This is a genomic window from Halobellus sp. EA9 (assembly GCF_051195055.1).
In the GTDB taxonomy this organism is placed as follows: Archaea; Halobacteriota; Halobacteria; order Halobacteriales; family Haloferacaceae; genus Haloquadratum; species Haloquadratum rubicundus.
On the sequence record NZ_JBNTJW010000027.1, the window covers coordinates 1 to 11,771 of the forward strand.

14 protein-coding genes and 4 pseudogenes are annotated in these 11,771 nt (G+C 55.2%); 8 read left to right on the forward strand and 10 right to left on the reverse strand.

Translation table 11 applies throughout. The features are described 5' to 3' along the window. Window positions 1–194 (reverse strand): hypothetical protein (locus ACQUQ0_RS17165; RefSeq protein WP_435186948.1); only part of this gene is annotated, 194 nt, incomplete at its 3' end. Between the two features lie 346 nt (window positions 195–540). On the opposite strand from ACQUQ0_RS17165, the gene ACQUQ0_RS17170 reads away from it, so the two are divergent. Beyond that, window positions 541–741, forward strand: a complete 201-nt coding sequence (locus ACQUQ0_RS17170) for a ribbon-helix-helix protein, CopG family (protein WP_435186690.1) — start codon at window positions 541–543, stop codon at window positions 739–741. 73 nt (window positions 742–814) lie between these two features. On the opposite strand, the gene ACQUQ0_RS17175 is transcribed toward ACQUQ0_RS17170, so the two are convergent. Next, the gene (locus tag ACQUQ0_RS17175) at window positions 815–1,915 is read right to left on the reverse strand and encodes a sensor histidine kinase (RefSeq protein WP_435186949.1); all 1,101 of its coding nucleotides are present in this window, start codon (window positions 1,913–1,915) and stop codon (window positions 815–817) included. A 143-nt stretch (window positions 1,916–2,058) separates the two neighbouring features. On the opposite strand from ACQUQ0_RS17175, the gene ACQUQ0_RS17180 reads away from it, so the two are divergent. Both ACQUQ0_RS17180 and ACQUQ0_RS17185 read left to right on the forward strand, forming a co-directional pair. Then, the gene (locus ACQUQ0_RS17180) at window positions 2,059–3,822 is read left to right on the forward strand and encodes a PAS domain-containing protein (RefSeq protein WP_435186950.1); all 1,764 of its coding nucleotides are present in this window, start codon (window positions 2,059–2,061) and stop codon (window positions 3,820–3,822) included. Between the two features lie 111 nt (window positions 3,823–3,933). Further along, window positions 3,934–4,701, forward strand: coding sequence for a DICT sensory domain-containing protein (locus tag ACQUQ0_RS17185; protein WP_435186951.1), 768 nt, complete (start codon window positions 3,934–3,936; stop codon window positions 4,699–4,701). 172 nt (window positions 4,702–4,873) lie between these two features. Here the strand turns inward: ACQUQ0_RS17185 and ACQUQ0_RS17190 are convergent, their stop codons facing one another. The 4 genes and pseudogenes from ACQUQ0_RS17190 to ACQUQ0_RS17205 form a co-directional block, all read right to left on the reverse strand. Continuing rightward, entirely contained in the window at window positions 4,874–5,602 is a 729-nt protein-coding gene (locus ACQUQ0_RS17190; protein WP_435186953.1) for a type IV pilin, read from the reverse strand. Between the two features lie 334 nt (window positions 5,603–5,936). After that, the gene (locus ACQUQ0_RS17195; protein WP_435186955.1) at window positions 5,937–7,175 is read right to left on the reverse strand and encodes an RNA-guided endonuclease InsQ/TnpB family protein; all 1,239 of its coding nucleotides are present in this window, start codon (window positions 7,173–7,175) and stop codon (window positions 5,937–5,939) included. After that, entirely contained in the window at window positions 7,172–7,561 is a 390-nt protein-coding gene (gene tnpA, locus ACQUQ0_RS17200) for an IS200/IS605 family transposase (RefSeq protein ID WP_435186957.1), read from the reverse strand. Before tnpA ends, ACQUQ0_RS17195 begins: the two co-directional genes overlap by 4 nt. Window positions 7,562–7,699: 138 nt before the next feature. After that, window positions 7,700–7,813: pseudogene (locus ACQUQ0_RS17205) on the reverse strand (transposase); the annotation flags it as partial. 319 nt (window positions 7,814–8,132) lie between these two features. On the opposite strand from ACQUQ0_RS17205, the gene ACQUQ0_RS17210 reads away from it, so the two are divergent. Then, window positions 8,133–8,393, forward strand: coding sequence for a hypothetical protein (locus tag ACQUQ0_RS17210; protein WP_435186959.1), 261 nt, complete (start codon window positions 8,133–8,135; stop codon window positions 8,391–8,393). A gap of 165 nt (window positions 8,394–8,558) precedes the next feature. On the opposite strand, the pseudogene ACQUQ0_RS17215 reads toward ACQUQ0_RS17210, so the two are convergent. Together ACQUQ0_RS17215 and ACQUQ0_RS17220 are read right to left on the reverse strand one after the other, a co-directional pair. Further along, a pseudogene (locus ACQUQ0_RS17215) lies at window positions 8,559–8,702 on the reverse strand (helix-turn-helix domain-containing protein); the annotation flags it as partial. Window positions 8,703–8,705: 3 nt separating this feature from the next. After that, window positions 8,706–8,789: pseudogene (locus tag ACQUQ0_RS17220) on the reverse strand (DUF2080 family transposase-associated protein); the annotation flags it as partial. Between the two features lie 193 nt (window positions 8,790–8,982). Between ACQUQ0_RS17220 and ACQUQ0_RS17225 the strand changes: the two are divergent. Together ACQUQ0_RS17225 and ACQUQ0_RS17230 are read left to right on the forward strand one after the other, a co-directional pair. Further along, complete coding sequence (locus ACQUQ0_RS17225) at window positions 8,983–9,150, forward strand: hypothetical protein (protein ID WP_435186968.1); 168 nt, start codon at window positions 8,983–8,985, stop codon at window positions 9,148–9,150. Continuing rightward, complete coding sequence (locus tag ACQUQ0_RS17230) at window positions 9,143–9,601, forward strand: hypothetical protein (protein WP_435186960.1); 459 nt, start codon at window positions 9,143–9,145, stop codon at window positions 9,599–9,601. The genes ACQUQ0_RS17225 and ACQUQ0_RS17230 overlap by 8 nt, the downstream gene beginning before the upstream one ends. Window positions 9,602–9,656: 55 nt before the next feature. On the opposite strand, the gene ACQUQ0_RS17235 is transcribed toward ACQUQ0_RS17230, so the two are convergent. Further along, a complete protein-coding gene (locus tag ACQUQ0_RS17235) occupies window positions 9,657–10,187 on the reverse strand; it encodes a hypothetical protein (protein WP_435186962.1) in 531 nt (176 codons plus the stop codon). A 25-nt stretch (window positions 10,188–10,212) separates the two neighbouring features. Between ACQUQ0_RS17235 and ACQUQ0_RS17240 the strand changes: the two genes are divergently transcribed. Together ACQUQ0_RS17240 and ACQUQ0_RS17245 are read left to right on the forward strand one after the other, a co-directional pair. After that, window positions 10,213–10,572 carry a MarR family transcriptional regulator gene (locus ACQUQ0_RS17240; RefSeq protein ID WP_435186964.1) on the forward strand — a complete coding sequence of 120 codons (360 nt, stop codon included), beginning with the start codon at window positions 10,213–10,215 and terminating at the stop codon, window positions 10,570–10,572. Between the two features lie 75 nt (window positions 10,573–10,647). Beyond that, window positions 10,648–11,259: a hypothetical protein gene (locus ACQUQ0_RS17245; protein WP_435186966.1), complete on the forward strand. Its 612-nt coding sequence runs from the start codon at window positions 10,648–10,650 to the stop codon at window positions 11,257–11,259. A 377-nt stretch (window positions 11,260–11,636) separates the two neighbouring features. Here ACQUQ0_RS17245 and ACQUQ0_RS17250 read toward each other — a convergent pair. Beyond that, window positions 11,637–11,771, reverse strand: a pseudogene (locus tag ACQUQ0_RS17250) (IS630 family transposase); the annotation flags it as partial.

Consider the following 11,771-nt stretch of genomic DNA (forward strand, 5'->3'; position numbering starts at 1 on the left):
GCACCGACGCTTTCGAGACCGACAATTCTTCTGCGAGTTCCGTTACCCCGGCCTCCCGCCCGCCGGCGAGTGCGCTCCTCTTCGTCGGTGCGCACTCCGTCATTGACCGCCTCGATGTAGACTACGATGCCCGTGATATCGCCGAGGGTAACTTCCGCACCATCCTTTCGGTGTTTCTCGTCCTGCTCGTCCACTCCTTCCCTGAGGGTATTAGGGTGTCATAGAAGGCTTTCCACACCAAACAGGAATCGCTCACTACAGGAAAACGCTGTGTCACACCGAGCCGGAATCTACCTAGCTTCTGTCAAGAATCAGCTGCTGAATATAGAGGATCTATTCAGCACTAAACTCCACGCCTGTGATTTCAAAGCGTGCGCCGCCGTCGGACCCGTCGGTGACGCGAATATCCCAGCCGTGAGCTTCAACGATTTGTTGCACGATGAGCCTGTCATAGAAGAGTTCACAAGGCTTTCTGAATGAGCTTTAACGAACTGAAAGCGTCGTACACTTGGTGCACGCTGTTCTCAGCCTATTTTAGCTATGGCGAAAGAGAAGTTCGGCGTCGCTGTTGACGAGGAAATCGTGCGAGAAGTAGATGAACTGGTCGCTGAGTGTGACGATCTCGGAGTCAGCCGCTCCGAGATCGTCGAAGCCATTCTCACAGCATTCGTTCAATCCGAGGCGAACCAGGTTGAACGGGTTCGAGAAATCATTATTCGGAAACGAAAGGGCACTATCTAACCGTTTCTAAACTCCGTGCACCAAGTGCACAAACTTCTAAAAGAGTTACCGTTTATAAAAATAAGTAATCTGACTATAGTGTGTGAAGAGTTCTATGACACGCTCGCACGATTGTTAATCCGAACCCCGACCCTTTCTCACCCGTTGAATACCCGTCGGTGAAGATCTGATCACGCTGTTCTTCGGGAATCCCTGGCCCATCATCTTCCACGTAGATCCCTGAGCCACTCTCAAGAACCCCAATCCGAATCGTCACATCACGCCCACCGTGTTCGACAGCGTTCCGAAGCAGATTCTCAAACAACTGTTGAACACGGCTCTGATCTCCCTTTAGTACAATATCAGCATCAATTTTGAGGGTTGCCTCTTCGGCTGTCACGAACTCCCAGCAGTCTCGTACTAACTTGGCTAACTCGATTGATTCGGTCTCGCCAATCGACTGGCCTTCCCGTGCGAGCATAAGCAAATCATCGATCAATACACCCATCCGTTCCAATGCGTTTCGGCATCGATCGAAGTGTTCGGGATTGCCCGTCTGCTCCGCAAGATTGAGGTAGCCCTGAACAACCCCGAGCGGGTTTCGGAGATCATGAGAAACGACGCTGGCGAACTCTTCTAACTGATCGCGTTGCTGTTCAATCCGCTCGGTCGCGCGTTTCTGGAACAGTTCGTAGCTCACCCACTCAGCCATCAATTCCACGAATGTCTCTTCTTGCTCAGTGAAGGGCTCCTCCCGTGGTTCGTCACCGGCAAAGCAGAACGTGCCGTACACCTCGCCCTCAACGATGACTTTCGCGCCAATATACGATTCGAGCCCGAATTCCTCGTATGCAGCATCGTCTTCCCAGCCTTCGAGAGCTGCGTGCTGGACAGTAAGAGCATCCTCTTGGTCGATTGTCTTGCGACAATAGGCCTTCGACAACGGACAGGAATTCCCTGGTTGGAGTAGTTCGTGGTCGCCACTCGCCTCAACAATCAACTGTGTCCCATCAGAAATCTCGGTGAGGAATCCTGCTTGCACTCCTAAATACTCGCGTCCGAGGTCCAACAGTTCCTGAACTTTTTGCTTGAACGGGCGATCATAATCTGACGTAACTCGATACATCCGACGGAGTGCCTCATCATCGGATACCGTTTCCTCTTTCTGGGGCCGATCAGTCCCGAATGGGGCCATCATTTTGTGCAGACTAGGGCTGTATATAGAAGTATTGCTCAACTGAATAACCCGTACGTAGGTGATTAGAATCACTCACATTAGCTATCAACGCGTTACTACCTCTCATTAATTTCAACACAAACGCCCACTTAGTATCTCGTATGAATGGGTCTGGGGTGACAGCTGAGCCGACATTGGTTGTCGAACCGGACGGCATCATTAGTTTCGCGGACACGGCCGCCCAGTCCCTTCTTGCAGCCGATACAGGCAAGGACATAGTCGGTAGCTCGATCACCGAATACACCTCTTCTCCGTATCACACCTCGCTCATCGAGCAGCTCCAACGCATCCATAGCGGAGACGCGTCTTCGATGGGACTGCGGATCGAATTGAATGTTGCAAGTGGTGAATCACGCGAATTCATCGCGGTGAGCACACCTGTTGACTGGAACGGCAGCGAGCAGATTCAACTCCTGCTCATTGAGACGGATGACCAGCTACCGTCAGGATTGTCTGCTGAGACGATGGACGAATCGCCGATCGGGATCTCAATCGCTGATGCAACCCGTGAAGACGAACCACTAATCTACGTCAACGATGGCTTCTGTGAACTCACGGGATACGAACGCGAAGAGATTCTCGGCCGCAACTGTCGATTCCTACAGGGTGAGGAGACTGACGAAGCGATAGTCGCCGACATTCGACAGGCGATCGACGCCGAAGAGCCGATCACCACCGAACTCCGCAACTACCGCAAAGACGGCTCGCTATTCTGGAACCGACTCACCATTACGCCCATCGAGGACGAAACAGGGACCGTCACCCATTTCCTCGGATTTCAAGAGGACGTATCCGACCGCAAGCTCTACGAACAAGAGAAAGCACTCTTCGAATTACAGGCTCAGGCGATTGAACAGTCGATCTTCATCACCGACGCAGAGGGAACGATCGAGTACGTCAACCCTCAGTTCGAGCGAACGACGGGCTACGCAGCCCACGAGGCGATCGGAGAAAATCCACGACTTCTGAAATCCGACCAGCAGGATGAGGAGTTCTATCGGGAACTTTGGGAGACGATTAGCGCTGGTGAGGTCTGGGAAGCCGAACTTACCAATCGTCGCAAGTCCGGTGAGCTGTACCAGACGACCCAGAAGATCATTCCAGTGACGGGCCCTGATGGGGCCATCACCAACTTCGTCGCTATCGAAGAGGACATCACTGATGCGCAATTCATCGAGCAGGTGCTGCACGTGATGGATCGGGTGATGCGGCACAACATTCGAAACTCCGTGTCCGTGATCGATGGGTATGCTGACCTGCTGGACCGCGAATTAAACGACAAAGAACACAAAGCAGCGATCCAGGCAATTCGGGAGCACGCTGAGAAGCTCAAACGGCTGAGCGAGGAAACGAAGGCCATCCGGGAGCTGTTTCGGCGGCGACACGCAGAGCACTCGCTCTCAGTAGCTGCAATTGAGGGGTTCGTCGAGAAACGCCGGGAGATGCACCCCGATGCGGTCATAGATCTCTCGATAGACGTTGCAGAGGATACAGTTGTGCAGAATGGGAGTTTACTCCAGTTAGCGATCGATGAAGCGCTGGAAAACGCGATTGTTCACAATGATCGAGACGAGCCCCGGGTAGAGGTCCGGGTGACACAGGTAGCGGATGGAAGAGATCTCCGTGTTGAGATTTCAGATAATGGCCCCGGGATGCCGGAATCCGAGTGGGACGTGATTATGACCGGTGAAGAGACGCCGCTTGCACATACGGAAGGGGTCGGGCTATGGCTTATCTACTGGACGGTGACTGCACTGGGTGGAACGATAGATCGCACCGAGAACGAGGCTTGTGGAACGCGGCTCATCTACCGAGTGCCACTTGCAACGGGCGGTCGAACTGAAACTTGGAAGTCAGGAGAATGAGGCTATCTCAAGATAGCAGGACACAGATTGGTACAGTACTGGACGCTTCCTCAGGCTCTGCTGACTTGAGAGTAGAGGTTTAGTACACGGAGTACAACTAGAATACGAAGAATGAGCCTCGGGGAGTTCTTTACTCGAAGCGAGCGAGCAGACGTGTCACTCGGGGTCGTTGGGAGCGATACACCGGAGCAGTTGCAGGACCTGTTAGCGCGGATCTTTGATCGACAGTCAGTCGAAGTCAAAAAATCCGTCACAGTTTCTGAGGCCGAATCTCCAACCACAGACCGGGTGTATTTGTTGGATGACGGGGAGATTCTTGCAGAATCACCGCTAGAGGACGTTGCGAACTCGATTCTGTTGGTCAATTCTGACCTGTATACCACAGGAGCCCGTAGCCTTGAGGAAGTCGATCTCCCGGACGTGATCGCAGCACTCGACGAGACGCACTTCCGGTTGCGCGGGTATCCCGAATCCAATAAAGAGAAACTGCTGTTGATCACGATCTCACGATACATCGAACAGACAGCACTCGAACACGGAACGGGCAGACACCGCGCGTCTTTCCAATACCTCTCACGGATCGACGATGAGCGGGGCACCAGAGAGGTCTACGAGCGGCTTGGCGACAGCGACGTTGATACCCACATCTACGGGATTCCCGACTGGACACCACCGCCCGAGTACGGATTAACAATCCACGGTGGGTGGGGACAAGAGTTTCGAGACTCGTGGTTTGTCGTCTACGTCCCCGACACCCCTTCGAAACCCCACACGGCGCTCCTTGCGATCGAAGATGAGCCAAACACTTGGGACGCGTTCTGGACGTACGATCCAGATACCGTCCGTGAGATCAACCGATACATCGAACGGGAGTTGTAGATCCACTCTCGTCTTCGCCCCGCTTCAGCGAAAGAGGCGTAGCTCAAGACTAACGGATCGCTCGATATGCACGCATACTTTTCCGGCTGATTCAGTCAATCCCAGCCGAAAACAACCGACACTGATTGATCAGTACAGGAGACTCACGTATTGGTCAGGACAGGTTTCGTAGTTATGATGACGCGCTGGACAACTTACAGTTTCGTTCCGATGATTTGTATATTGTCACAGAGTATGGTGTTTCAACATTCGCTCCTGTTTGGCCCGAAACGTCTATTTTGGTAGTTCCTGACTTTTTAGCTCCATCGTAACTGAAACTGTAGTCCCCGGGCGAATCGAGTGTCGTAGTTGCTTCTCCTCCGTTACCATCAGTATTAGTAACCACAAAGACATTATTGACACCGCTGAAAGAGACGCTGGCTGCTATCCAATCATTTCCTGCTGTAGCCGCGTCGAGATTAGAAATTGACGCGCTACCCTTCGGTTCGATATTATCAGGTACATCATATTCACTAAGAACTGCACCGCTGTCACCTTCTCTGTCTTGCCAATTGACTCGTAGCGTCTCCCCTGCTTCCACGCCGATAGTGACGGAATCACCGGCACTGATCTCGTCTCCTGTCCACTCGGTAATCGATCCGGGTTGTGTGTATTCTGTGGCTGCACCGGTGAAATAGAGACGTTCGCCACGAATACTCTCCCCACCCGTGTATGTCACTTTCACTCCACCACAGGTAGCCTCCGAAAAACTGAATGCTCCCCGTGGCGCGGGATTGTCTACACTGTTGGCTATGTCAGTTGTATATACGGCCACCGTAGTAGATATGATCACTACGATTGCAATCATCAAGACCACCGCTATGACTGTAGAGACGGACCTTTCGTCGGAGAGCAATATCATTACATCTATGAACAGATTCTGGTGTGATATTAAATGCTATTGTAATCCTATATCGGAGCGAACTTCAGATTCCTCCACACGTAAGCAGAGTCTCACAGCTCATTCGGCTGTGAGATCGTGAAATAAACACCCTGGCAACTCTTCTATGACGCCCTTTGAGGGTATCGCAATTGGCGTCTCCTTTGCGCATCTTGAGACTTCAACTCCGCTGCGGATCCTCGGACTCACGATACCGCTTCTCGCTGTCGCTATGACGTTGACCTCCTCCCGCGTCTGAAGACGCGGGAATCCCACCACGGGATTTCAGGCCGAGCGTTCGCTCGACCCTACGGTTTCAAGACGCATACGTTCCAAGCGTCTCTTGCTGGACTTCAGCATCGGCTTGGCTGTCTTGTGGCGCGGTCAAACGCGCCCCATCCTCAGCCGAGTCATCGTCGTTCGGGTGTTCTCTGGAACGACTCTCTCCGCTGAGGTAGCGGTCTGCGATGTTCACCGCTCCGTTCACGTCCGCTTGGTACTCGTCCATCCAGCAAGCGTCGTTCGTACACTTGAACGTCGCCTGTCGCGGGCGATACCCTACCTCACCGCAAGCGTGGCACTCCTTCGACGTGTTGCGCGGGTTCACCGTCTCGATGGGGATACCCTTCTCGACGGCCTTGTAGCGTATCTGCGCGTGGAGTTTGGCGAACCCCCATCCGTGGAGGCGGCGGTTCATATACTCGCCGTAGTCCATCGACTCCCGTATGTACGTCAGGTCTTCCAGAACAAGAACGGGATTCTCGACGGACTCAGCGTACTCCACGACTTCGCGGGTGACGCGGTGGAACACGTCGTCTATCTGGTTCCACAGGTCGTCACCGAACGACTCTGCGATACGCTCGCTTCCGCGTGTCTGAAGCCGCCTCGTGGCGGTGAAGTAGGTCTTGCGGAGCCGACGAACGGTCTTCCCCTCGTCGGCCCACAGTTCGGGAGCGGTCGGAGAACCGTGGTCGTCGCGGTGACACACCGTGACGAGTGACGCTTCCCCAATATCGACACCGATGAGCGTCCGTTCCTCGGCGGACGCCTCGGAACCATCCTCCACGTCGCGGGTGGCGGTGACGTGGAGGAACCACGTCCCGTCCCGCTCGAACAACCGACCCTCACCCATCTCCGCATCGCCAGCGTGCAACGCTTCGAGCCAGTCCCGCTGGTCGGGGTTCGGCTGGGCTGGCATCCAGAGGTGGTAGTCCTCGTGGTGCGGAATTTTGACGTACCACTCGATAGCGTTCTCGGGCTTGTGGTCGAGCCGTAGCCCCTCGTTCGTGAAGCGGACAGGGTGGTCGTCGTGAAGTTCGCCCGCGTTGTAGGTCGTCGTGAGTTGCGGGACGTACTTCTTGAGCGCGTTCTTCGCGTACCCGCTCAGGTCGTAGTTGACCACCACGTCATTCGCTTCGGTCTGCGTGGTACATCGGGCGTCGAAGGCGTCGTGAAGCGCCTGTTGGTACGCCTCTCGCGTCTCTCGGAGTTTCCTCCGCTTGTGAGCGTTCGGCTTTACCAGTTTGAGTTCCAGCGTCTTCGTGAGTTCGGTCACGAATCGTCCTCCTTGTGCCGCTGGATGTAGTTCGTGACCGTCTCGCTGGATACGTGGCCTGCTGTTCCTGCGTAGTATCCCCTCGCCCAGCGAATCTTCTCGCCGTCGTGGTCGGCGTATCGGTGGTTGTATTTCCGTGATGAAATCCCCTTGAACCAGTTGGAGAGAAGGGACGGGGCGTGTTTCGGTGGGCTACTGACGAACAGGTGAACGTGGTCGGGCTGAACGGTCAGGTCGAGAATTTCGAGGCCCTTGTCGTCGGCAATTTCGTGGAGGATGGTTCGCACACGGTCTGCGACCTCGTTGACGAGTACCGACTGGCGGTACTTCGGCAACCACACTATGTGGTAGTTGAGGTTGTAGGTCGCGTGCCGTGTGGTCTTCATCCGTGTTGTACACTATATGCCGTCGGTGGCTTAATACTACCGACAGAGCGGTGGGAAATCCAGCCGTGGCGTCGTCGGTGGAGGTGTACGCTATTGTCCGCTTGACCCCCGCCTAAAGACGGGGGTATGCGCTCGTAACTGTATCACCGATTCAGACTGGCAGCGCGAGCACTGGAGGCCCTCGCGCCAGCGAACCTGTTGGAGCAGGTCTGCGGCGCTCGTCTCCGAACGAAACACTTCAACTGGGAACATACTCGGGTGATGCTGACGCATCACCCTTGCCCGCTACGCTTCTACAGCGCCAGCTGTGTTCGACCAACAATCTGCTTCCGAAGAGCGTTAACGGAATCTTCCCGTGAAAGCGTCTGAGACTACCGTTAACCGTCGGCAAAACAGGGCAAGCCGTGGGCTTCCTCCACGTTCCTCTGTGATCTCCAGACGATAGCGCTCGCGCCCCACATAAACATAAGAAATCAGAGAGCTCCAGTCTCTAGATATATGTAACAACTCAAACAATATAGGAGCACTTATTATCCTGGTCTGCCTACACTTCTGTGTAGGTGAACATCAAATGACGCTACGAGATACCGTCTGGGACGAAGTATTGCGCGAAATCACGCGGATGGGCTACATTACGGTTAGTGACTTGCCGTTCGAGGAGTCACAACAGTATACGGTCCGCCGAACGTTGAAGGAAATGGAAGAAGCCGGCTGGCTTCGACGGCGAAGCAGCCATACCTCGAAGTGGTGTCTCGGTAAGAAGGCCGAGGTCCATCTCAATGCGAGCCGTGACGCGATTCAGAACGCCCGGGAGATTGCTAGTGAGGAGTAGCTTGGGCTCCCGACTCTGTAACCCCGTAATGTGAGTAGTTGTGAGGCGCTATGGAGTCCCGTCATCACTACCGTTCAGACGGGACTTCTACGGGGTCGCCTGGTGTGATCAAATAGATGGTAATCTGTTACATAGCGGGAATAACTAATATTCTGTATCTGATAATTCAGAGTAGGCGGAGGTTCCGTCTACTCGGTTGAGTCGGTGAAGGAAGTGGTTGTAGGCCTGCCGGCAGGTATCGACGGTCCACGTCAACCGCTCGTGGAGTTTGTCGGACGGTTTGAGCCGATACCTGTAGTTGTAGCGCATAGCCTACTCGTCGGATGGATCGGTGACACGAACGACCTTGACGGTCGCACCGGCCCACGCTTTCCGGACGTAGACGTGCGTGCCGTTGCCGGATCGGCGTGTTGATGTTCCAAGAGCTTATTGTCTATGAGGTCATAGATCATAGTAGATGGGCAATCCGCTGGAATTGAACCGAGCCATCCCCGGTGGTCGTGTTGAGATGTTCGCCATTCCCGACGACGACTACCCCGGCGATTGGTTCTACTGATTCCAGTACTACAATCCAGAGACAGGCGAGATACTGCGCTACGACAACGCTCACGATGACGACGACCTCGGATGGCACCACCGACACACCAGCTTCGGAGACGATTCGGAGATCCGGTTTCAGAATATCACCGCGCACATCACTCGCTTCCTCCAGGAAGTTGCCCACCTAACCAACATCGAGAATCAGAACAATGACTGAACGTAGCAACGACGGCTGGCCCGACAAGTACCGCGATCCCCGCGATCGTCCGCATCCCAGTGTGCTTCGTGTCACTGTGGAGTCCTTCGAGGAAATGCGGGAGGATACCTTCGACGCTGTCGAAGCGGTCGGCGATGGCGAGGAGCAGCCCGCGGTTGTCTCCTTCCGCACGGTCGGCGAGTTGCGGAAGATCCTCACCGACCGGCGGATCGAGCTCCTTCGGGCGCTGATGGCGACTGAGGGCGCAGCCGAGAGCATCTCCGCGCTCGCAGAGACGCTTGATCGTGACTACCGGACGGTGCACGATGACGTCTCACTGCTCTCTGATTATGGGTTGTTGTTCCTCATCGAAGATGGACAGTCGAAGCGTCCGTTCCTCCCGTACGAGCGGATCCGTCTCGATGTCGAGTTTGTTGGTCGGGGAGCGAGGGAAGAGCCTACTCCCGCTTGATCACCATTCGACACCGGCACAGATATGGAAACTGCACTCTCCCCAGATTCCTCGGTCACTCTCGCCGCGGCGGGAGGTTCGCGTCCGAGCGGCGTTCGTACATTGAGGTCAGCGGGATTGGGCTGATGCGTTCGACGGTGCCGGCGGCGACCTGGTCGGCGAGCCACGAATCCGTACTGGTCACGTCGTCCGGCGAGACGTGTGTTGCGCGGCGGTCCGGCGGGACGAACCGAATCTGGCGCTCATCGCGCGTGGCGTACACGCGGCACAGGTCCCCGTCGATCCGCACCCAGCCGAAGTCGCGTTCGTCATCGGTCTCAGAGACGTGGATCGCCGAGTCTAGGACCCTGAACATATCGTCGAGACGGAACGCGTCGCGTGATTCGACCGGGACACGATACGTCTGGAACGTGATCGCGTTCCCGAGGCCGAGCGTTTTGACGCCGGATCGAACATCCTGAACCACGCACATCCCTTCCAGTCGGTGCTGAACCGCCCCGTGTTCACCACGTCGTGTCCCCCCATTCGCCTGTCTTCTCGTATTCTCCGTCGCTGTCTTCATTAGAAAATACGTCGATACTTCCAATACAATTGATGACAAAGAAATACAAATGCCCATCGACATCGAGACATTCGACTCCTCTCCTGAAGATCGACTCCAGAACAGCAAAGAGACGAATGCCGATCGCGTGATGCGGTTTCTCGATTCCCATCCCGACCAGGCATTCACCCAGAGCGAGATTCGGGATGCAACTGACGTGAAAGCTGGGAGCATCAGTGTCGTCCTCTCGCGGCTCGAAGACCGCGGGCTCGTCTGCCACAAAGGCAACTACTGGGCGCTCGGTGAAGTCGACGAGGTGGCTGCCTACACGAATATTGTCGAGAGCACGCGCGCCGCAAACGACCGCTTCGGTGAGGAAGATATGGACGAATGGCTGGAACACCCCGTCGACGACGAGGAGACTGAATGAATTACGAAACATTAGAGCGGAAAGCCTCGCGCTTCAGCGCCGGGAGGATGTCAACGGTGTTCGTGGTGGAAACTGATGGAACTCAATAACGACACGCTCACCGTTTCACGGGAGCTTTCAGAACTGGACAGAGACGTACTCGAATTCACACGGATTCTCGACGCCTGCGATGTGGACTACGTTATTGTCAGTGGGTATGTCGCAATCCTCACTGGGCGCTCCCGATCCACAGAGGATATCGACGTCATTCTGGAATCATTGTCTGAACCGGAGACTGAGCAGTTGGTTACCGAACTCAAAGATCGAGGGTACTGGGGGATGGCGATGCCGCTTGATGAGATGTATTCGATGTTGAGTGAGGGCAGCCGGATCCGGGTTGCCGAGAAAGGAGAGATGTACCCAAACTTCGAGACGTGGTTCGTCTCAAACGACGTGGAACGCGAGGCACTCTCGAACCCCCTCACGGTGACATTCGATGAGGGGCAGATCGAGATCAGTCCGCTTGAACTCCAAATCGCGTACAAGCTCCGGCTCGCGCAGGCTGCAGACAGCCTCAGCGGGAAGGATTTTGAGGATGCACTGCACCTGTACTTGACCTTCGAGGAACGATTTAACACAGAGCAGCTCGAAACGTACGTCAAAGAGCTTGGAGTGGAGGATTACTATGCTGAACTCACAGGAGTTTGAAGACGATCAACGTCGGAACACGGAGCAACGGCGTGCGATGATCAAACGCTGGGCCGAGTATGTTCGGACGCACGACGACGAGGAGTGGTCACGACAGCAGAATCGGCTTATCGACTCACAGCTCCAGTCGGCAAACGAGATGGCTGCGGCTGGCGACACCGATCCAGTTCGGTTCACGGCTGCTCGCGATCGACTGCGTGACCGATGACCGACGCGGTTTCCTACGATGTTGACACCCTCCTCCGCGTGAACACGGAGGGATCCCGAGCGGTGAGAATTTTAGCTGAAGCGGTAGCGCGGAGTCCCCTTCCTCAAAGAGTGACCAAAGGGAGCGAGTAGGGAGGGGAGGTTCTGACATTCTCCCACGGCTATAGTGATTAACGCAACTTCTGAATGAATCCGTCGAGGTGATTGTCGATCCAGGAGCCTGCGAAACTCAGCTGGTCGGTCAACTTCGTGAAGATCTCATCGAGGAGGGCGCGGTATTCAGCCGCGCCCTCCACGATCAGGGG